Genomic DNA, 19,656 nt, shown 5'->3' on the forward strand with positions numbered 1-19,656 from the left:
GTCATCCAAGATGCGTCTGGAACCAGTCAATTGCGGCCTGGGAGGCTGCTTTGAATTCGCGGACGTAAGGGTCGAAGTGTCCACCTTTGATTGTCACGAGCCGCTTCGGCTCCAGTGCGCGCTCATACGCTTTGAGCGCGAGGTCGGTGACTGCAATATGGTCGTGCGTTGCAATCACCATGAGAAGCGGTGTCGGCGACACACGCTCGACGAAATCGCCGGGAGCGTACATCCGCGCCCATCGTGTAGAGCGGATTGTCACAGTGTTCTCCCACGCGCCCTCTGGAACAGGCTGAAGGTAGAAGTCGACAGCGTCCGGCGCGTAATAGGCGGCAGGCCTAGTGGTATCCGCGCTGACGATCGTCTGTCTCGCGGGCGGCTCGCCTCGAAGCTGAGCGTGCTCGTCGGCCGCGAACCGAGCTTCGAGACCTGCGACGGCTTCCGGCGCGACACGCCGTAGTCCGTTGGCGTAGCCATCGATCGTTGGAACCTGCGCGGCTACGGCCTTGAGCCTTCTGTCGGTCGCTCCAAGAACAATGGCATGTCCTCCTGCATAACTCGTTCCCCAAAGTCCGATGCGATTCTCGTCAACCTCGGGCCGCTGTTGGAGATAGGAGATCGCGCGGCGCCAATCGCTGATTTGTTGCCAGGGATTGATGTCTTGTCTGGGTTCGCCAGCGCTGTCGCCAAAATTGCGATGGTCGTGCAGCAGCACCACAAAGCCGGCGCTGGCAAATGCCTCAGCAAGGCGCTCAAGGCCGTGATATTTCGTTCCGGCATAACCATGGGCCATCGTGATTGCTGGCAGCTGTGCGCTATGGCCCTCCGGCACGAAAAGCCATGCTGAAATCTCGATCCCCCCTTCAGCCGGGAAACGAACATCATGCTTATGAAACCCAGTCGTCTGGATAGCTTTCATCGTTGTGATCCTCATTGCGGCGTGTCGAGATTGATTTTGGCCCCTTTCAAATTTGAGCAATAGCTGGTAAATATGGGAGAGATCCTCTCACGTGTGGAAGGCTATGGACCGCATCGAGGCGATGACCATTCTGATAGCTGCGGTGGATACGGGCAGTCTCTCCGCTGCGAGCCGTCACCTCCGTGTCCCGCTCGCAACGGTTAGCCGACGAGTTTCGGAACTGGAGGAGCACCTGAATGTGCGCCTGCTTCACCGTGGCAACCGCAAACTAGTTTTGACCGATGCCGGGAGCGCCTACGTCACCTCGTGCCGTCGGATCATGGAGGAGATCTCTGAAGTCGAGCGTACGGCATCAGGGGAATATCGAGCACCTCAGGGCGAACTGATCGTCAGCACGCCGGCGGTGATGGGGCGAAGTCACGTTCTACCGGTCATAGCAGAATTTCTGAGCGCGTTTCCGGACGTTCGGATACGCCTGCAGCTCACCGATCGATACGTGAACCTGGTGGAAGAGCACATCGACCTCGCGGTCCGGGTGGGGGAACTGCCGGACAGTAGCATGATCGCTACGCGCGTCGGATCGATCGGTATGGTTCTGTGTGCCAGCCCGGCTTACCTTAAGAGGCGAGGCGTACCGCAGACGCCCGCTGATCTCGCAGCGCACGAGTGCGTTATCCACGAAGGTAGTGGACATTCAAACAATTGGGAGTTCGAAACCGGCAAAGCCAAGCAGACCATCCGAGTGAAATCTCGCCTGGCAGTGAATTTAGGCGAGGCGGAAGCCGCCGCAGCTGCCGAGGGAACGGGAATCGCTCGCGTATTGTCGTACCTGATCGAGGATCTGCTAAAATCACGCTCTGTAGTGAAGCTGCTCGAGTCATATGAACCGCTACCTATGCCGGTCAGCGTAGTTTATTCGAGCCAACGCCAACTCCCGTTGAAGTTACGCGCGTTCTTGGACTTTGCGATCCCGCGATTGAGGAAGCGGCTAGGTTACAAGCATACATAGTCCGCTGCCGACCAACCTATCAAAGTGCGTGGTCCGGATAGTTCCAGGTAGCGATGCTCGGAACGTCCCGGGCCGGGAAGCAGAAGAAGTGTCTGCTCGATCAACTCGAGAGCGTCGGCAAACCGGCGAAGCCGCGATGGCAATTATGGGGCCAATAAAATCGTGAAGCGAACTTCAATGGAAGACTGATTGCGGACCTATTTTGGCAGTTTATGCCCGGACTGCTCAGCCACCATATATTCAGCGTACCAAGCCGGCCAGTTATCGTCATGTGCTCCGGTTCGCTTCTCATGCTCGCCATGGGCGGCCGCCGCGCGGCGAAGCGCTCCGGCAAGGTCAGCCGGTGAGGAATATGTCGCATCTCCTGCTTCGACCCGTCCTGGCAATCGAGTGGTAACTTCCTGAAGCAGCCAGCCATTGCCGTCCGGGTCGCTGAACGAGGCGATGGATGCGTAGCTTCTTCCCGCAGGATCGCGCCCGCTGACAGGCGGCTGTCCCGGACCGGCACGATGAAATACGTCGCTTACGTTTGCGCCGCGCTCGATAAGTTCGGAGCGTGCGGCCTCAATGTCGTCAACAACCAAATAGAGCCCTTGTGCCGAGCCGGGGGCAGCGGCCGTGAGGCCTTTGCCAAAGTGGATCGAGGCCGATGAGCCAGTCGGTGTAAATTGTACGACTCGAAATGACTCTCCGACGACAAAATCCGCGTCGAGCCTCCAGCCGACGCCGCTATAGAAGGACTTTGCAGCATCGACATTCGACACCGGGATCACGGTGGCTTCCAATCTAAAATTGACGTTCTGCGCTCGCGGCCACTTTATTGCAACTCCGCCTTGTTCCATCATCGCCATGTTCAAATCCGCATTTCTTCTCACTTAGCATTATTTCTTTCGATCAGGATGCGCGCTTATCCCGGGGCACCACAGTTAAAGAAGGTCCCCGCTGAGCTGAAAACACGTCATCTCCATTCCGAACGGTTTTGACCGAACTGTCTCGTCCCTCGATCGCCTTCACTGATTTCTCAAACGCCGTTTCCAGCACGCGCCGACCGATGGTGCCTAGTACGAAGCCTAGGACCCAACCCTTGAGATTCTTGCCATCGCGCACGACTACGAGATCAATGTCGGTAGTGCCGTTTGGCTGGCGTGTGAAAGTGTACGTGTGACCTGATGCTCCTCCCCATACGTTGGAGTCAGTGGTCTTGAGTACGACCCGGCTGGAATCCGACCAATCGTAGTCCAAGCGCTCCCAAATTCCGGATGAGCCCTCGGTCACGTCTGCGTGCCATAGGCCCTTGTGATGCACTTTGAGATATTCGTCCGCGCTATTGCCGAAAAGCGTCGCGCGGCCAGGTCCGAAATCGATGAGTCCGGCGATGAACTGTTCGGGCGTCGCAGTGGTCGTTCGATGGAGATGGATCGTCGACATGGTTGGCTTCCTTATTTTCACAATTGATATTGGTTGAAAGAGTCAATCCGACGCACCGTTAGCCCTGCGGACGAATACTCTGTCACCCTGCCGGCTTATTTCCAGCCCGCTTGCTTGGTTTGTTGTCGAGAGAACAACTCGTTGGCGCCGCGCAAGAACAGACACGACGCGCAGAGGCGTTCCTGCCTCACCTTGCGCGAGGGTTGTGACGACATGAAATCCATCCGGCTCGACCGTGTAATAAGCAACGCCCGAGACGTCTCCGAGGACTATGCTCTTGGCTTCAATTTGACGCAGACCATCGGCACTGGCTACCCCCAGCGGGGCTACTGCTAGGGCAGTAGCGAAGAGAATGTTACGGATCGACATAGTGATCTCCTTTGGACTTGCGTTGAAACTTCGACGGCGCCTCGATTAGGGAAGAAGATCGGCACGAAGACCGTCAGCATCTGCGGCGTTGGGCGTACGCCCGAGCGCTTCGGCGACAGTGTCGGCGGGCGGAAAAACGCCCTCGTATATTGCCCGAGCGTCTCGGATCATTCGGAGTCGCTCGCGTTCGGCCTTCGAAATGAAACGGATAACTTCACCCATCGTCGCCTCCTGTGGCTTATGCCGCGCTCTGCGGCGTGTCGGATAGAGATAGAGCAGACCGCGCGCATCAACAGTCGCAATGATTGAAAGGCATCCTTCCAAAACGCGGAAACATTTAGCTACATTCCGGGGGCGGCAAGTTATCGCTGTCGGACACCGATCCGTGATGAGATCCGAGGACACCAAGGCTTTCAGAGTTCGGAAGGGTGGCTTCCAATATTCGTGAGGTGCAAACCGAAAAAGATTCTCCATCTCATTCGACGACGGTACGCCAACACATCGGGAGAAGTTCAATGAAAACGGAAATAAATTCTTATCGCCACACACTGGTGCTCGACGAAGACGCCGATTTTGTCGCTTATCAGCGCAACTCAGACGGTACGTGGCAGACGATTTCAGTCTGGATGATTCCGGAGCAGGTTTGCTGAAAAGGTTGTGCGCCTGAAGCAGAGTCGTCAGCTGCTTCCGATCACGTTGTAAAATCCTGTGAAAAGGGGAAGACGATGAATTTTACAGACCTTGAGAACGCTATGGAGTGCCTCGGCCTTTTATCGGTGCTGATCGGTTCGTTCGTCGACCAGATCAGGTCGCATACCACAACGTCGACCGATACCGATCAAGCGGGGCGGGAGTAATTTCCGAAGCAGCGACCTAAGCGGCAGGCGGCAATGTAGACGAACCCGGCTGCCGGGTACGATCTCCATCGAAATCGAGCATCGAACGCTAAGCGCATGCGCTCGGCTAGTTTGCAAATTAAAATTCACGCCCTCTAGAAAAATAGGAGCCTCTCATGACAAGCCCACTGACCACTGAAATAATCAACGAGGACCGGCGCAGGTTATTGAGTGCGGCTGCGCTCGGTGTTGTGGTGGGGGGTGTAGCAAGCCTGCTTCCGACACGCCTGACTGCCGCAACAATCGATGAAGGCATCCGTCCCTTCCGCGTCAGCGTTCCGGAGGAACAGCTTGCCGACTTACGCCAGCGTGTGCTGGCCACGCGGTGGCCGGACCGCGAAACGGTCTCCGATGCGTCCCAAGGCGTTCAGCTAGTGACAACGCAGAAGCTCGCGCAGTATTGGGCGACCGAGTACGACTGGCGCAAAGTTGAAGCACGGCTCAACGCTTTACCTCAGTTCATCACCAGCATAGACGGCCTGGACATTCATTTCATCCACGTTCGCTCGAAGCACGAATATGCCTTGCCGATCATCATCACGCATGGATGGCCAGGCTCGATCATTGAGCAGATGAAGATCATTGAACCCCTCACCAATCCAACCGCTCACGGCGGTAGCGCCGCCGACGCTTTCCACGTGGTGATTCCGTCTCTGCCGGGCCATGGCTTTTCGGGCAAGCCGACCGCGCCTGGCTGGACCCCCATTACCATCGGGCACGCGTGGGCGACATTGATGCACCGCCTCGGTTACAAGAATTACGTGGCGCAGGGCGGTGATTGGGGAAATGCCATCTCCGAAGTGATGGCGCTGCAGCAGCCGGAAGGATTGCTCGGCATCCACACCAACATGGCGGCGACGGTTCCTGCCGATATCTCTAAAGCCATTGCGTTTCACCAGGCGCCTCCCGCAAACTTGGGCGGTGAGGAAAGAAAGGCCTGGAATCAACTGGTCGAGTTCTACGGCAAGGGGGTAGCATACGCGCTCGAAATGTCGAATCGCCCCCAGACGCTGTACGGCATCGCCGACTCCCCCGTTGGGCTCGCCGCGTGGATGATCGACCATGACATTCGCAGTTACCAGCTCATTGCGCGCGTTTTCGACGGCAGCGCGGAGGGCCTGACGCGGGACGACATCCTGGACAATGTGACGCTCTACTGGCTGACGAATACCGCCGTCTCTTCGGCACGACTTTATTGGGACACATCGCAAATCTCGACCGGCGCAGGTTTCTTCGATGTCCGCGGTGTCAAGATCCCCGTAGCCGTAAGCGCGTTTCCGGACGAGATCTACCAAGCTCCGCGGAGTTGGGCGGAGAAGGCATATTCGAAGCTGATCCACTACAACAGGTTGGGAAAGGGTGGCCACTTCGCCGCTTGGGAGCAGCCGAAAGCATTCGCGGAAGAACTCCGCCTTGCTTTCAGGCCACTTCGGCAGGCCTATTGAAGTATCCAAGAAGAAGCCGCTCGACGCTTCCGCAGGATGCGTTGGCAGCTACTCCGCGAATATTCGCTTGAGCCTCGGAGCTGCGAAATCTAGGAAAGCGCACACCTTGATCGGAAGGCGCGCGGCGTGTTTGCGAGGAAGCTTGACGAAATGATCGGCGTGATCGCCGGGTTGTTGCCGGGGAAATCGCAAAAGCTGGCGCGCCAGATCGCAACAGGCGCGCTCACAACCTTGATGGGCTCGATCATGCTCGCACGGGCGGTCGGCGATAACAAGCTGTCCGATGAAATTCTTGGAGCCGGCCGGCAGGCTCTAAGCGGTCAATCCGCCAGGTGAAAGCCGTCGACGGCATCTGGAACCCGGCGACCGAACAAAAACTGTAAGGAGACGAGCGATCATGACTGAACATGTGAAAACCGAAATCGACGCCGGCATCATGACATTGACGCTGGCGCGCCCCGACAAGAAGAATGCCCTGAGCAACGCCATGTATAGCGCGATGTCGGATGGTTTGGAGCGCGCGGAGAAAGATCCGGCTGTCCGCGTCGTTCTGTTCCGGGGCGACGGTGACAGCTTTACGGCTGGAAATGACCTGGCCGATTTCTCTGCCCAGGCCAACGGCAAGGAGACCGGCGAGCCGCAGGCGCATCGGTTCATAAGCAATCTCGGCAAGGCCACCCGTCCGCTCATTGCCGCCGTGCAAGGCAACGCAGTCGGAGTCGGCACCACGATGCTGCTTCATTGCGATCTGGTGTTCCTGGCCGACACCGCCAAGCTGATGACGCCGTTCGTCAACCTGGCGCTGGTTCCGGAGGCCGCCTCGAGCTGGCTGCTGCCGGCGCGGATCGGACATGTCCGCGCCTACGCCATGTTTGCATTGGGAGAACCGCTCGATGCCGCTACCGCATTGGCCTGCGGTCTCGCCAACGCTGTGGTGCCGGTCGCAGATTTGCGCGCCAAGGCGCAGGCAGCGGCCGAAGCCCTCACCAAACGGCCGGCTGGCTCGCTAAACCACACCAAGGCATTGATGCGGGATATGGACAAGATCGCCGCCCAGATCAGCCGAGAAGGCGCATTGTTTCGCGAGCGCCTGCAGACCGGCGAAGCGCGCGAGGCCTTCGCGGCGTTTGCCGAACGCCGCAAGCCCGATTTCTCGAAGGTTGCGGGATAAGATCGCGAAATTACAGGGAAGGTTCTGGCCGCCACTTCGGGCCGACAACTGAAACGCAAGATCCCCAAACTGGCGGCCTAGATCGGTACCCGCTGGATTCCTACCGCCGGCTGCTGGTCGGCCTTCCCGTATGGGCAGTTTTTTTCTCCTGCGGTGGAAGCCCAATAGGCTGGCGCGTTCTGGAAGACCGGCGGCGATCCAATTGCCTGTTAACTCCCCGCAGATCCCTGCTCGTCCTGATAATTTCCCTGTTAAGCCGCTTAGGGAAATCGTCTGAACGTGGCTGCGGTGCAGCGGTTTTCTCAGTTTAAGGGTCGCAATCGAGCCTCAAAATTGTAATTTTCCCTGAAAAATTCCCTGTTAGCAGGGAATTAGCTGGGAGACCGGTGCGATCTGCACTGCGTCGCCAGCCAGCCATTCCGGCGTTAGGCCGGGCTCCCCAGGAAACGCGAGAATGCGCCGGAAATCCCGGCTTTTCGCGCATTCGACTTCGTCTCCGGACTCCGGATTCGCCGATCTTGAGGGGGAAATCGCCGAAAGTCTCCGGCCTTGTCCGGGAATATTCCCGTTTTGGGGAGACTATGGGCGGAGACCGGTTTGATCAGCACTGCCGCCCGACCATGGCACTCTGCCCAGGCCGGTTCTGTGGCCTCGAGTGGACGAAACTGGGAATCTGTCGCCTGCACTAGTGGCGAGTATGTTTCCGCGGGCGTTGGGCCCTCAAATTAAATGGCCGGAGGTGTTCAGCGTCAGGGCAATCCCACAAGCAGGGGCGCGAGCTTATCAGTCAGACGCATGTTCAAGTTGGGAGCGGAATTCAGCTGACTAATCGGTGCTGGTCCGACCATGACAGGGGAAGTAGTTTCGGGATCTGCTTCAGCTCGATAATCGCATCGCCGTCGAGGGCAGCTTTGGTCAGCGCTGGCGGCAGAAAAGCAAGCCGCAATCCTTTCCGGATGATCTTCGGATGGAGATCCGCCGCTGCGGCAAGAGCTTCGATCGAGGTATGACGTCCGCCGGACAAATCGTCGAGCCAGGCATGAGCCCGGACAATGGACCTAACTAGCTTCTCGTCCAATTTTGCCTCTGGCGCGGCAATCACATGCGCGCTGCCCTTTGCCTTTGGTGCCCAAGGGATCTCAATCGAACCCCGTTTCCCCTTCGAGGGTGCCAGGACCAACCGAATTCGTCCATCCGACACGGTGATCGTTTGGACATGTTCAAGGACTCTATCTTTGGGCAACTGAAGCTTTCCGTTAAGCGCGTCCTCGACAAGGCTTTCAATCTCCGGCGCCGAGATTCGTGTGACGGAGCCGGCCGTGTGCCTTCGACCACGCATTGCGGTGCTGACGTAGAAGCGATAGCGAACGCCGTTCTTGCAGGAGAAGCTCGGCCCCATGCGGTTGCCCTTGTCGTCGAACAGCTTGCCTTGCAACCAAGCACCGCTCGCCGAGAACTTGACCTTGCGTTTCACGGTGTTGGACTTGAGCAATTCCTGAACACGATCGAATGTAGGGCGGTCCATGATCGCTGGATGCTCTCCCTTGAACCATTTGCCGGCGTGATGAGTCTCCCCGACGTAGATACGGTTCTTGAGGAAGTGGGCGAGAGGACCATAAGTGAACGGAATGCCGCCTCGATATTTCGGAACTTTGGTATTGCGACGCTTGGTGACGATCTTTCGGCGGTCAAGTTCGCCGACGAGCCTGCTGAACGACCCTAGCTCCAGGTAAAGACGAAAAATCATCCGGACGGTCTCGGCCTCGGATTTGCTGATGACTAGCCTCTTATCCTTGGCCTCGTAACCAAGCGGCACGGTGCCGCCGGTCCATTTGCCTTTGCGGCGGCTGGCGGCGACCTTGTCTCGAACCCGCTCGGCTGACAACTCTCTCTCGAATTGGGCAAATGAGAGCAGGACGTTCAGAGTCAACCGACCCATCGATGTGGTGGTATTGAATTGTTGGGTGACGGCGACAAACGAGACGGATTTGGCGTCAAAGGCCTCGACCAGCTTTGCGAAGTCGGCGAGCGAGCGGGTGAGGCGGTCGATTTTGTAGACCACGATCACGTCGACCTTGCCGGATTCGATATCCGCCAGAAGCCTCTTCAAAGCAGGGCGGTCGAGATTACCGCCCGAGAATGCCGGGTCGTTGTATTGCTGGGGGAGGGCCTTCCAACTCTGAAAAGCCTGGCTCTTAATATAGGCCTCACAGGCCTCCCGCTGGGCGTCCAGCGAGTTGAACTCCTGGTCGAGTCCATGTTCGGTGGACTTGCGGGTGTAGATGGCACACCGGAGTGTTTTGGAGGCGTCATTTGCCAAGGTCGTCTCCATTGTCAGACTTCGACGGCCTCAATCCAAAGAACCGAGGACCATTCCATCTCGTCCCGGTGATTTTGGTGGCGATCTCTGAGAGGGTATCGAAGGTTTTACCGTCGTAGGCGAACCCGGTTTGGAGGACCGCGACACGATAGGTCTTTCGATTCCAAGTCCGCACCAACTCGGAACCGGGCTTGATACGCCGGGGCAATTCCAGACGCCCATTGGGTTTGGCGGCGGCAGCCTTCACAAGCTGGTCCAAAAGTCGCCGAGTGGCAGCCGGAAGGCCGCCATAGGCTTTTTCCTGGATACGTTGGGCGATGCTGCGGCGGAGCAAGTCCGGACCGAAGGCCTTGGGAGGCTCGGTCCGGAATATCTCCCGGTAGCGTGTGCGGAGCTGGGCGACGGGAAGGGCTACGAGCCGATCCAACTCCTCCTCAACCGATGGATCGGACTTGGACGGTTGCTGGCCAGACCTCACGCTGCCGCTCCCGGCTTGGCGATCCGGTAGACCCGGGTGCCGTCCACCTTCTCCGACACCAAATTCAGCTTCAGCTTTCTCTTAATCACGCCAGCAAAGAACCCTCGGACGGAGTGCTGCTGCCAGTTCGTCGCGCTCATGATCGCATCGATCGTCGCGCCTTTGGGCTGGCGGAGCAGGCCCAGCACCGTTTCCTGTTTGGAAGAGCGGGCAGGGGCCGCCGTAGCCTTTGAGGCAGCCGTCTTCGCCGGCTTCAGCCTCGCGGGTTGGTTCGTTTTTGCAGTGCCCGGTCGGCTCGTCGGGCGCTTTGCGAATTTCGATTTCAGCTTAGGTTTGCGGGTGGCCATCGGTCTCTCCATCGTTGCAACGACAGCAATGTGCTGCCACTGACACGAGCCCGGCTTTTTGGCCGGGCGAGACTGACCGAACGAGATTTTTTAGTCCTGCGAGAGCCTGTTCAGCAGCGAAGCGGCATCGTGAAGGCGGCCGGCTTCGCCGGCAGCGTCACCATCTTCCTCCAAAGTCTGGTCATCTCTTCCTCCAAAGTAACGAGGACAGTGACGCTCTGGTTGCCGCTGAAGTCGAGCGAATTCGGAGCAATCTTCTTGCTCTCTCGTTCAGCGTTCTCGGACCGGGCATTGTCCCGATAACAAGTGTTGATTTTTGATCTTGGACGGAACCCCGATGATTCGGGTTGCGCGCGCGATTTGGGGGCTCCTCAACGGGCGTAACAATCGGCCCGTCACGAAAAATTAACGAAATAAGCAATTGAAATCATTGAATAATACAGATTTCGCTTGAAGCGATAAAACCGAGTTTACCCGGCCAGCACAAGACTGAGTTTCCCGGCGAGCATGCCGGGGGTTCGCGAAACCAGATGAAAGGTACGGTGATGGCCAATGAATTGAATGCGGCGACAAACGCCGGTTTAGTCGAGATCCAAATTGAGTATCGGGCGGTGGCGGGTCTCGTCCTGGATGCCCGCAACCCGCGACAGCATTCCCAGCGTCAGATCAATCAGCTCGCTGACTCCATCCAGGAGTTCGGTTTCGTGATGCCAGTGGTGGTCGACGGAAAGGGCCATGTGGTTGTCGGTCATGGACGAGTTTTGGCAGCCAAAAAGCTCAGGATGCCGCGCATACCGGTTGTCGAGATTCGGCATCTGTCACAGGCTCAGCTGAAGGCACTTCGGCTTGCTGACAACCGGTTAGCGCAGCATGCTCATTGGGATGAGAGGCTGCTTGGTGAAAGTCTGCTCGAGTTGAAAGTACTCGACCCGGACTTTGATCTGTCGATCACCGGCTTCAGCTTGTCCGAGATCGACTTGTCGATCCAAAAATTGAGTGAGGTGACTGTCGAAGATAGCGGCGATGGCAGCTCGGAGACGGGGGTGCCGGTTTGCCAGGTCGGCGACGTCTGGGAACTCGGAGGCCATCACGTCCATTGCGGAGATGCTACATCTGAGGGTGCGTTTGAGAAACTGATGGAGGAAGAACGCGCTGACGTCGTGTTCATTGACCCGCCTTACAATGTTCGCATCGATGGCCACGTTTCCGGCAATGGAAAGATACGTCATCGCGAGTTTGCGCAAGGAGCCGGCGAGCTCAGCCGAGAAGAGTTTGTTCGCTTTCTGACCGGCAGTTGTAGTCTCCTCAAAAACTACAGCAAAAACGGCGCGATCCATTTCGTGTGCATGGATTGGAAGCACCTTGATGAACTTCTCGTCGCCGGTCGCGAAGTCTATACGGAACTGAAGAACATCGTGGCCTGGGTCAAGAGCGCGGCCGGTATGGGATCGCTCTATCGCTCTCAGCATGAACTGATCTGCGTCTTCAAGTCCGGTATTGGACCACACACCAACAATGTCGAACTCGGCAAGAACGGCCGCAACCGCACCAATGTCTGGCAGTATGACAGCGCCGGCACTGAGGCGCGCAAGGGCAACAATGTGCTGGAGCTGCACCCGACGGTCAAGCCTGTCCAGATGGTAATGGATGCGCTGCTTGATTGCTCGAACCGCGGCGATATCGTCATCGATAGCTTTCTTGGAAGCGGCACGACGTTGCTCGCAGCCGAACGCACGGGCCGCATCTGTCGCGGGATTGAGCTTGATCCGCTTTATGTAGATACGGCAATCCGCCGCTGGCAGAATTTGACTGGCCGCGATGCGGTCCGGGTGTCAGACGGCATGCTCTTTCGCGACATCGAAGCAAAAGCGGAGCGGGGCGATGAATGATCAAAAGAACGACTTCGAAGTCGGATACGGAAAGCCTCCCGTCGCGACCCGCTTCAAAAAGGGACAATCCGGAAATCCAAGCGGAAAGCCGAGAAAAATTGCCCAGAAGCTAGATCCCGGAAAAATTCTGCAGTCAATCGACAACGAAGAAATCACCGTCAAGATCGATGGCAAGGAAAAACGTATACAAAAAGGAGAGGTATACTTTCGGCAGTTGTTCAACAAAGCAATCAAAGGGAGTCTTTCTGACGCCAGACTCATCGCCAGCATGGCCAAGAAATATTTCGGACTGGAAAGCGAGTCTCCTGGCGAGACGAGATTCATCATTGTGCCAGACAAAAAACTGGCCAGTCGAAAATCAAGCTGAGGCTGAAGAAAAGCATGAACACGGGATACCGGAACCCTCCAAAAAGCACTCAGTTCAAAAAAGGAAACTCGGGTAATCGAAAGGGTCGACCAAGAAAAACCCTGCCGGAAGTTTCGATAGGATCTCAGTTCCGAAAAGTCGCCAACGAGCTGGTCACAATCGACGTCGGCGGTACTCAACGCAGAATGTCGCGTTGGGATGCTTTTGTACATCAGATCTACAACATGGCGCTTGGCAAGGACACTAGTGCTGCGCGCCTGCTCGACCAACTTCGAAGGCAATTTCCTGGCGACTTGCTTCCCGGTGATCCTATTACGTTTTACATCACCGAAGCCGATGCGAGGCTCTGAGCGATACCTGAATGGAACGCATTGGGAATGAGGCTATTCGGGTAATGAGCGGTTATGGAACGGCCGGTTCTGGCGCGCAAAGCGGACATTCAACCAACCCGCCACATCGGCTAAGTGCCCATTTGCAGACTTTCAGCGTCGTGGGCGATAAGGCCGATGGGGGAGGCATCCGAACTGGATTTCAGTTCCGAGATCAACGTGCGATCAGCGGCATCCAGTACAGTCCCCGATCCTCTGGAATTCAAGCCGCTCCGGCGGCTGCGCTCGGCAAACCGATTTGGAAGGCAAGAACCGGAGTGCGACGAGCCACGATTTCAGACCAAGTCGCTTCGCCCGCAGCGGCGCTTCGGGTCTGTTGCCATCCGGCGCAGCCAAGGTGCCAGGCTAATGACGCCGGAGACGAGAAGAGATGGCGCCCAACCGATCCGACGATTTCCCATCGTTGCTATTCGTGCACAACGACCACGAATTCATCATCACGGCGGTGCCCAATGGGGCCGATGTCTTGCTTCACATCGCCGATCAATATGGCCGGATGCTGCTACCTGTTTCGACGAGAGTGGTGGGCGCAAACGCGTGGCCAGGAGGTCGGCCAAACCATCGACTCATCGGCGTCGCAATGGCTGAACTGCGGAGATCGGTCGAGCGTCTCGCCGGTGAGAAATTCCTGAATTTCCTGGAGACGCCGCGAGCGGCGAGCGACTTTCGATGGACCCCGGCGGACCTGGAAGCGGCAAAGAAAATCAACTGGTCGAAACCCGCTGCGACGCTTGTTCACCAAGGATATTATTTCCTCATCGGCGCCTTCGTCACGCCGGAGCGGATGGTGATTCTGCTGAGAGATCCGGATGGGCCTTTCGATGCGCCGATGTCCATTCCGAAGGAGTCGATGATGCGCTCGGAAGCGAAGGGCGTGGATCCGCTCGACTTCGGCGTCAATATCATGGTCGACCGAATCCGCGGTTGGAATGCGCCGCGTACCGAAGCGTTCGTCAGGGACACGCCTCGGCTCGTCGTGGACACGCCTTTCCACCGGCAAAATTGATTCTACGTCAAGCGGACTGTTCTGAACCGATCGCCGATACTGCGATCAATGCCTTCGAGGGCGTTGACCGAAGCCTGACAGGTGGGCCTCACCGAGTTCGTAGGACAATTCCTCGGTGAGAGAGAAGGATACGTTGAACCCCTCCGGCGTGCCGATCGTTAGGATGCGGAGGTTGTCCGGCCCTTCCTCGATCTGAAACTCTTCCGCCGGATAGGTGATGCGCGTCCGCGGGTCGCCGTGCGCCCGTTTCACGGCCGACGACGCCATCGTCGGCATCGTCATCAACAGCGATGACAGCGTGTCGATGTTCATTATGATGCCCACGGTCTGACCGGCGGAATCCTTGATGATCAATCTGACCGCCGTACCGTCGGCCGCCGTCTCGAAATTGATCAATCTGTCGATCTGAATGTCGGTCATTGTGACGTCTTCTCTTTAAGCTACGGGGCGCCGTTCCGGCCATTGGCGCCAGCGTCGCCTGGCGCACTTGTGCGACCGATCTGCATTACGGCCTCGCAGCCTGCGCGCGCCCGGCCGATCTCGGCGCTGCGGATGTCAGTTTCGACCGCGCACCTCCCACAGTTCAGCGCGACCACCGACATGGGCGTTTCACTTCGCGCTCGCACAAGCGGCCTTGCAGGCGGATGCCGTCGCATTGCATTGCGCCACGCAAGCGCCGGACAATCCGCAGTTCTGTGAACATGAGAAATTAGCGGAATCGCAGTTCGTCACGCATTCCTTCGGCGCCTGAGCCTGCGCCAGGTTGAAGCGCGTCGCCCCATTCCCGGCATGGCAAGCAGTGACCGTCAAGAAGATCGTGCAGGTGAGAGCGACGTACTTCATTCGAGCTTTTCCATGGCTAAACGCACGTTCGGGTACCCAGAGTGGCGCGAAACTTTATTCGGAGCCGACTTGTGCTGCGGGTCTTTCCTATTTTTCGTCGTCGCTCGCCGGCAGCGGTCCGCGCTGCGGCAACGCCGCGTTTCGCGCGTGCTCGAACCCGTTGGGATGGGGGCCGGACTGAATCATGCCGTCAATTCGCGTCACCGTATCGCATTGCGGCGCGGATGCCGTGCCCTTGCACAACGCGAGCAGCTTGGGATGTAGTCCGTCACCGCGCGCAGCGGCGATCTCGAGCAGATCGAGGAATGACGTCATGTTCAGATGTCTCCAAAGTGGGCCACGATTCTCGGCGCGGCATTCGCGGACCGCACTCCGATTCGTGACGTCGAACTCGGAAGAGCCGCAGAGGGCGATCGGTTGTCGACACTTGTCGCTCTGCGACATGCTCCCGCGATTTGAAAGCAAGAAACGGAGCGTGGCGCGGGAATCCCGGCCTGTATTCTGACCATGAACATCGAGCGGCGGCCGCGAGCGCATCATCTGGGTTGCGTAAGGCCCGACTGCGGCCGGCCGTGCTGCCAGGCTCGCAACATCGGAATAATCGTCATGCGAGGGAATGTGGAGGTTCGCAGGTTGGTGGGCTTCAAAACCGCCTACGACGGGACAGCCGTCAAGTTGTTCGCCGAGGACGTCGCCGGCCGCGAGATGGCCATCAACATGAAGATCGAGACGTTGACCGCGTTGCTCGTCACGTTACCGAAGATGGCGTCCAAGGTCATCGAACGCTGGCAGAGCGATCCCAGAACGCGGATAGCTTATCCGCTGACCGACTTCCGCATGGAGCTGAGCGAGGGCGGCCGCCGAATCCTCACGTTCGGGACGCAGGAAGGCTTCACGATCTCGTTCAGCCTCGGCGAACAGTTGTCGGAGAAGATGGGCCACGCCCATCTGGAGAGCGACGGCTAGGGCGCGAAAACCGACCGGCCGGCGATCGCTTTCCCGTCTTAGGGGTTGGTCGTCTTGTAGGTATCGAGTACGACGACGCGATCATCCACGACGGACGACGCAACGGAGAATTGGTGAGTCATTGCCTCGCGACCGGTAGGATCGAGCTTGAGTCTGTTCGGGACCGTGATGTCGATCGCAACGATGGCGTTCGGATCTTCCGCCGGATCCGCGATCCGGGCCTCATCGGCGCGACGGATGACCAGCCGCTCTCCCTTAGAATCGGCTAGAGCCAGCAGACTGAGGCGCCGAAGCCCGACGCGCGCCAACGGCCAGTGTTCGATCAGAGCGGACCACTTTCCGTTGTCCTTCAAGATGCCGTTAAGAACGCCTTGGGAAATCGGATCGTCGGGAGCCAGGGCTCCGAGGCTGCCGATCACGTCCAACACATGTGGTCCGGACGGCAGCTCGACCATCAGACCCGTCTTGCCCCCATCGAATCGCACCAGCTTCATGTTTCCCTCCGCAACGGACCGTGACGGTCAGACCATAGTCGGCGGCGGGAGATCAGAACTTCGGTTCTTATCTTCAAACCGAAATCGGCGCGACCGCATGTCGCCGCCGGACGGTTTGAGGACATCAAACGGAGTGCGTATCGGGGCCGCGAGTCTAGCTTGCGCGACCATGTGTCTACCGTTTCCGACAGTGGGACCGGAGGATGTTTCGAAATGCGAGGAACAGGGTCATGGACAGCCGGATCGGTCTCGAAGCGAGCTCGAGCTACGAAAACGAATATTTCCAGTTCTTTTCGATGAAGGGAAAGCTCGGCATGGTTCTCGCCGCTGTCAGTCCGCGCGGCCTCTCGGCGTTGCTGCTCGGTGAAGATCGAGAAGAGCTCGAGCGGGATCTTCGACGCGAGTTTCCCGACGAGCAGCCGGTCAGCGGCGGTTACGGGCTTGAAGGCATCGGTTCGAGCATCGTCAGTTTTACCGAAGATCCTCGCATCGGCGTCAGTCTACCGCTGGACGTGAGGGGCACGGCCTTTCAGAAGCGCGTCTGGGAAGAACTTCGATCCATCCCTCCCGGCGAGCAACGCACGTATTCCGAAGTCGCCGGGCGGGTAGGTATTCCCGGCGATTCGTTTGCGATCGCTCAGACGTGCCTCGCCAATCGAATTGCGATTGCAATTCCATGCCACCGGGTCATCGCCGACGACGGCGAAATCGGCGTCTACCGGTGGGGGCGCGAGCGCAAGCGCGCCCTTCTTCGCGCCGAGGCCAACGCGCAGTTCGGCTCGAAATGCGCTCACTACGCGTCTCGCGTTTGAACGCGCGACGGGCGCGAGAGGCGCCGGCGGTCATGGTCGCGAGGGTATCGAAGGACGCGTTCCCTGAGGCATTAAGTTCTGCCTGCAGGCGCGCACCGAGTTGAAGTTTCGGCGTGACGGCTAGTTGACGCGCGAAGCTGGAAACGACGGCAGCTCGACCGACGTTCCATCAGGATCGGTCAGGAAAAGTGGCGGCGAGCCGGACGACGGTGCGGGCGGGCCTTCGAACACGAAACATAGCCGCTGCGGATCGGGTAGCTTTATAGGTCGTCCGGAGGCGAGCAACGTCACTCCGATCCCATTTCGACCCATTAGGACGACCTGGCTGTCCGATCTTGCGACGGTATTCCAATTCTCGTCGACGGCAAGACCGATATTCCTGCGGTACCAATGAATGGATTTCTCCATGTCCGACACGAACACCACCACATTGGGTGTCGTTGGAGCAGCCGTCATGCACGGACCTAATTCGGCCTCGGCATTTTGGGCGGACAAGCACCCGAGGACGGCGACCACAGTGCCCCAGATCGGCCGCAACGCACGTCGACTCATGTTTCATGCTTTTCGATATGGATCGGTGTATCAGCGTCGATCGAACGTCCGCCACGATCACTCCGTTTTTTGCTTTTGAATTGACAGATCGCCAGCGACCTACCTCGATGACCGAGGCGGACTTCACGCCCGCAAGCGAAAACGCGATGTCGTTCGGTAGTACAAAGGCTTGTTCTCGGTGGAGCTGCCTGTTCACCATCCGGGATAGAGCATCACCAGTCTTCCCCAACTCGCGAGCGCGCCTCGTCGACGCATTTCCTCGATCGCGTCAGCCGCATGCCAAGTGCATGGAACACGGCGGAGCCAGCAGTTGTCCTTCTTCCCCCGATAGAGCCAGATTATCGAAGCCGCGAACATCTGCTGCGCCGGCGTCATCACGCGGTAGTCGGCTCGCCATTGTTCCATGCCCGTCGGATCGACCGCGTCGGCGTAGTAGTCGTACCCGCGGGGGCGAATCGTATGATGATGTCTTCCGGGGCCGTCGCTTGCGAACAGCGGCGCAAGCGCGAACCGCTCTATCGAAGCGCGAAGATGATCGTAGAATGGTGCGAGGCCGAAGAAGTTGGGTCCCCACGGCATCGCGTCCGTAAAGTCCGCGAAAACCGTGGCTTCCGAGTCGGTCATATCGAGCCGAGCCAGAACCAGTTGCGTCAGCCGATATTCGGGAAATCGTTCCTTGGCGCGACGGCTATCGAACGCGGAAAGCGCGAGCAGTGGCAGGACGGTGCGATCTTTGGTTTGATTGAAATTTTCCAGCTCCATCGAGCTCGGCTTGTCGCACATCGGTTCGTCTTGTCGTTCGTGGAGAGACTGGGTGGGGTCCGGACTAGACGGGCTGCCTGACGCCCTCACTCCGATTTCTGTCGTCGAATCGCGAAATCGTCGCGTCAGGCGAGGCGCGTCATCGTAGTGTCGGCCATGAGAAAGATTTCGCCGGTAACGAAGCGCAGCTCGAAGTCGCCGTCGTCGCGCGCGTGCCATTCCGCGTATCCGTCGTTCACGAACTGGCTCAAGCACATCATGACCAGCGACTTCGCCGGATCGTCGCTGAAGCGCGCTACGACATCATCCACGCTCGCCAAGGTGCCGCAGGCTTCATTTCGACCTATTTTGCCGTTGACCCCGCCGATACGGAACATCGTCTGGAACTTCCTTGAGATGGGCCCCTGATGTCGGGATTACCCGGCAATTTGTGCGAGAGCATCCATTATGCGGCCGATTGCCGACTTCACCCTATGTCAAGCATGCATACCTGTTTGAGGCACTCCGGATATCATCTTCAAATTCCCGAAGTCGCAACCGGATTATAAAGCTTCGCGGAAGGTTAGATTGATGCGCATTCGGCCCAAGGTCGGATGCAAGCCCTCCTTCAGTTCCACTACGCCATGGTAGCAAAGACGCGCGGGCCCGCCCCAGACCGCGACGTCGCCATGGCGCAGCGCATACCTTCGGACGGGATCTTTTCGCCTCAGGCCACCGAACTGGAACGTCGCTGGAAGCCCGAGGGAGACGGATGCGATCGGTCTTTCGAAGTCCCTCTCGTTCTTGTCCTGGTGCAACGACAGGCGGGCGCCCGGTTCGTATCGGTTGATCAAACAGGCGTCCGGCATGAAGTCATGGTAGCCCGCGGCTTCTGCCGCTGCGGCGGCCAGGCTGCGGAAGCTTTCGGGGATCGGCGGCCACCGGTCGCCGCTCTCGGGATCCAGAGCGTCGTAACGATATCCGCTTCGGTCGGTGATCCAACCGGCCGCGCCGCAGTTGGTCATCGCGACTGACATCACAAACCCGCCGGGCGTCACCATATGCCGAAACGGCGAGCGGGCCGTGACGGCATCGAGGCCGATCAGAACGTCGCGTTCGAAAGCGAGGGCGGCGCCGCGCAACAGATACGCTCCCTCGGCGATGGTTTCCCGCGGCCGCTCCGAAGGGTCTATGGCATCGAACAGGTCATTCATC

Annotated in this window: 25 protein-coding genes; 11 read left to right on the forward strand and 14 right to left on the reverse strand. The window is 58.3% G+C overall.

The window, feature by feature from the left end; genetic code table 11:
• Window position 1 precedes the first annotated feature (1 nt).
• Complete coding sequence (locus FFI89_RS11925; protein ID WP_138836725.1) at window positions 2–919, reverse strand: alpha/beta hydrolase; 918 nt, start codon at window positions 917–919, stop codon at window positions 2–4.
• 103 nt (window positions 920–1,022) lie between these two features.
• Between FFI89_RS11925 and FFI89_RS11930 the strand changes: the two genes are divergently transcribed.
• The gene (locus FFI89_RS11930) at window positions 1,023–1,928 is read left to right on the forward strand and encodes a LysR family transcriptional regulator (protein WP_138836727.1); all 906 of its coding nucleotides are present in this window, start codon (window positions 1,023–1,025) and stop codon (window positions 1,926–1,928) included.
• Window positions 1,929–2,125: 197 nt separating this feature from the next.
• Here FFI89_RS11930 and FFI89_RS11935 read toward each other — a convergent pair whose 3' ends face one another.
• Genes FFI89_RS11935 through FFI89_RS11945 form a run of 3 tightly spaced genes read right to left on the reverse strand, consistent with a single transcriptional unit; the run spans window position 2,126 to window position 3,725 of the window.
• Entirely contained in the window at window positions 2,126–2,773 is a 648-nt protein-coding gene (locus FFI89_RS11935) for a VOC family protein (RefSeq protein ID WP_246669496.1), read from the reverse strand.
• A gap of 49 nt (window positions 2,774–2,822) precedes the next feature.
• Window positions 2,823–3,356 carry a hypothetical protein gene (locus FFI89_RS11940; RefSeq protein ID WP_246669423.1) on the reverse strand — a complete coding sequence of 178 codons (534 nt, stop codon included), beginning with the start codon at window positions 3,354–3,356 and terminating at the stop codon, window positions 2,823–2,825.
• A 42-nt stretch (window positions 3,357–3,398) separates the two neighbouring features.
• A complete protein-coding gene (locus FFI89_RS11945; RefSeq protein WP_138836730.1) occupies window positions 3,399–3,725 on the reverse strand; it encodes a hypothetical protein in 327 nt (108 codons plus the stop codon).
• A 515-nt stretch (window positions 3,726–4,240) separates the two neighbouring features.
• On the opposite strand from FFI89_RS11945, the gene FFI89_RS35165 reads away from it, so the two are divergent.
• The 4 genes from FFI89_RS35165 to FFI89_RS11960 all read left to right on the forward strand — a co-directional run bounded on the left by FFI89_RS35165 (window position 4,241) and on the right by FFI89_RS11960 (window position 7,237).
• Window positions 4,241–4,375, forward strand: coding sequence for a hypothetical protein (locus tag FFI89_RS35165; RefSeq protein ID WP_256379177.1), 135 nt, complete (start codon window positions 4,241–4,243; stop codon window positions 4,373–4,375).
• 362 nt (window positions 4,376–4,737) lie between these two features.
• On the forward strand, window positions 4,738–6,066 hold the full coding sequence (locus FFI89_RS11950; protein WP_138836732.1) for an epoxide hydrolase family protein: 1,329 nt from the start codon (window positions 4,738–4,740) through the stop codon (window positions 6,064–6,066).
• 150 nt (window positions 6,067–6,216) lie between these two features.
• The gene (locus FFI89_RS11955; RefSeq protein WP_138836733.1) at window positions 6,217–6,402 is read left to right on the forward strand and encodes a hypothetical protein; all 186 of its coding nucleotides are present in this window, start codon (window positions 6,217–6,219) and stop codon (window positions 6,400–6,402) included.
• Window positions 6,403–6,463: 61 nt separating this feature from the next.
• Complete coding sequence (locus FFI89_RS11960) at window positions 6,464–7,237, forward strand: enoyl-CoA hydratase-related protein (protein WP_138836735.1); 774 nt, start codon at window positions 6,464–6,466, stop codon at window positions 7,235–7,237.
• An 817-nt stretch (window positions 7,238–8,054) separates the two neighbouring features.
• On the opposite strand, the gene FFI89_RS11965 is transcribed toward FFI89_RS11960, so the two are convergent.
• Genes FFI89_RS11965 through FFI89_RS11975 form a run of 3 tightly spaced genes read right to left on the reverse strand, consistent with a single transcriptional unit; the run spans window position 8,055 to window position 10,382 of the window.
• A complete protein-coding gene (locus FFI89_RS11965; RefSeq protein WP_138836737.1) occupies window positions 8,055–9,557 on the reverse strand; it encodes a recombinase family protein in 1,503 nt (500 codons plus the stop codon).
• Window positions 9,547–10,035 carry a DUF2924 domain-containing protein gene (locus FFI89_RS11970; RefSeq protein WP_138836739.1) on the reverse strand — a complete coding sequence of 163 codons (489 nt, stop codon included), beginning with the start codon at window positions 10,033–10,035 and terminating at the stop codon, window positions 9,547–9,549. The genes FFI89_RS11965 and FFI89_RS11970 overlap by 11 nt, the downstream gene beginning before the upstream one ends.
• Window positions 10,032–10,382, reverse strand: a complete 351-nt coding sequence (locus tag FFI89_RS11975; RefSeq protein WP_246669424.1) for a DUF3489 domain-containing protein — start codon at window positions 10,380–10,382, stop codon at window positions 10,032–10,034. The genes FFI89_RS11970 and FFI89_RS11975 overlap by 4 nt, the downstream gene beginning before the upstream one ends.
• A 530-nt stretch (window positions 10,383–10,912) precedes the next feature.
• Here FFI89_RS11975 and FFI89_RS11980 point away from each other — a divergent pair.
• The 4 genes from FFI89_RS11980 (at window position 10,913) to FFI89_RS11995 (ending at window position 14,033) form a co-directional block, all read left to right on the forward strand.
• On the forward strand, window positions 10,913–12,271 hold the full coding sequence (locus FFI89_RS11980) for a DNA methyltransferase (protein ID WP_246669425.1): 1,359 nt from the start codon (window positions 10,913–10,915) through the stop codon (window positions 12,269–12,271).
• Window positions 12,264–12,638, forward strand: coding sequence for a DUF5681 domain-containing protein (locus FFI89_RS11985; RefSeq protein WP_138836743.1), 375 nt, complete (start codon window positions 12,264–12,266; stop codon window positions 12,636–12,638). Before FFI89_RS11980 ends, FFI89_RS11985 begins: the two co-directional genes overlap by 8 nt.
• A 14-nt stretch (window positions 12,639–12,652) precedes the next feature.
• On the forward strand, window positions 12,653–12,988 hold the full coding sequence (locus FFI89_RS11990) for a DUF5681 domain-containing protein (RefSeq protein ID WP_138836745.1): 336 nt from the start codon (window positions 12,653–12,655) through the stop codon (window positions 12,986–12,988).
• Between the two features lie 409 nt (window positions 12,989–13,397).
• On the forward strand, window positions 13,398–14,033 hold the full coding sequence (locus FFI89_RS11995) for a hypothetical protein (protein WP_138836747.1): 636 nt from the start codon (window positions 13,398–13,400) through the stop codon (window positions 14,031–14,033).
• Between the two features lie 45 nt (window positions 14,034–14,078).
• On the opposite strand, the gene FFI89_RS12000 is transcribed toward FFI89_RS11995, so the two are convergent.
• Together FFI89_RS12000 and FFI89_RS12005 are read right to left on the reverse strand one after the other, a co-directional pair.
• A complete protein-coding gene (locus FFI89_RS12000) occupies window positions 14,079–14,453 on the reverse strand; it encodes a hypothetical protein (RefSeq protein WP_138836749.1) in 375 nt (124 codons plus the stop codon).
• A 510-nt stretch (window positions 14,454–14,963) separates the two neighbouring features.
• Window positions 14,964–15,191 (reverse strand): hypothetical protein, encoded by a 228-nt coding sequence (locus FFI89_RS12005; RefSeq protein ID WP_138836751.1) that lies wholly within the window; start codon window positions 15,189–15,191, stop codon window positions 14,964–14,966.
• A gap of 291 nt (window positions 15,192–15,482) precedes the next feature.
• Between FFI89_RS12005 and FFI89_RS12010 the strand changes: the two genes are divergently transcribed.
• Window positions 15,483–15,842, forward strand: coding sequence for a hypothetical protein (locus FFI89_RS12010; RefSeq protein WP_138846634.1), 360 nt, complete (start codon window positions 15,483–15,485; stop codon window positions 15,840–15,842).
• Between the two features lie 38 nt (window positions 15,843–15,880).
• Here FFI89_RS12010 and FFI89_RS12015 read toward each other — a convergent pair whose 3' ends face one another.
• Window positions 15,881–16,336: a hypothetical protein gene (locus tag FFI89_RS12015; protein ID WP_138836755.1), complete on the reverse strand. Its 456-nt coding sequence runs from the start codon at window positions 16,334–16,336 to the stop codon at window positions 15,881–15,883.
• A gap of 230 nt (window positions 16,337–16,566) precedes the next feature.
• Between FFI89_RS12015 and FFI89_RS12020 the strand changes: the two genes are divergently transcribed.
• On the forward strand, window positions 16,567–17,148 hold the full coding sequence (locus FFI89_RS12020; protein ID WP_168212870.1) for a methylated-DNA--[protein]-cysteine S-methyltransferase: 582 nt from the start codon (window positions 16,567–16,569) through the stop codon (window positions 17,146–17,148).
• A gap of 120 nt (window positions 17,149–17,268) precedes the next feature.
• Here FFI89_RS12020 and FFI89_RS12025 read toward each other — a convergent pair whose 3' ends face one another.
• The 4 genes from FFI89_RS12025 to alkB all read right to left on the reverse strand — a co-directional run bounded on the left by FFI89_RS12025 (window position 17,269) and on the right by alkB (window position 19,655).
• Complete coding sequence (locus FFI89_RS12025) at window positions 17,269–17,604, reverse strand: VOC family protein (protein WP_138836759.1); 336 nt, start codon at window positions 17,602–17,604, stop codon at window positions 17,269–17,271.
• A 288-nt stretch (window positions 17,605–17,892) separates the two neighbouring features.
• On the reverse strand, window positions 17,893–18,483 hold the full coding sequence (locus FFI89_RS12030; RefSeq protein ID WP_138836761.1) for a hypothetical protein: 591 nt from the start codon (window positions 18,481–18,483) through the stop codon (window positions 17,893–17,895).
• Window positions 18,484–18,587: 104 nt separating this feature from the next.
• On the reverse strand, window positions 18,588–18,839 hold the full coding sequence (locus FFI89_RS12035) for a hypothetical protein (RefSeq protein WP_138836763.1): 252 nt from the start codon (window positions 18,837–18,839) through the stop codon (window positions 18,588–18,590).
• A gap of 165 nt (window positions 18,840–19,004) precedes the next feature.
• On the reverse strand, window positions 19,005–19,655 hold the full coding sequence (gene alkB / locus FFI89_RS12040; protein ID WP_138836765.1) for a DNA oxidative demethylase AlkB: 651 nt from the start codon (window positions 19,653–19,655) through the stop codon (window positions 19,005–19,007).
• Window position 19,656: the final 1 nt, after the last annotated feature.

This window comes from Bradyrhizobium sp. KBS0727 (genome assembly GCF_005937885.2).
Classification (GTDB): domain Bacteria; phylum Pseudomonadota; class Alphaproteobacteria; order Rhizobiales; family Xanthobacteraceae; genus Bradyrhizobium.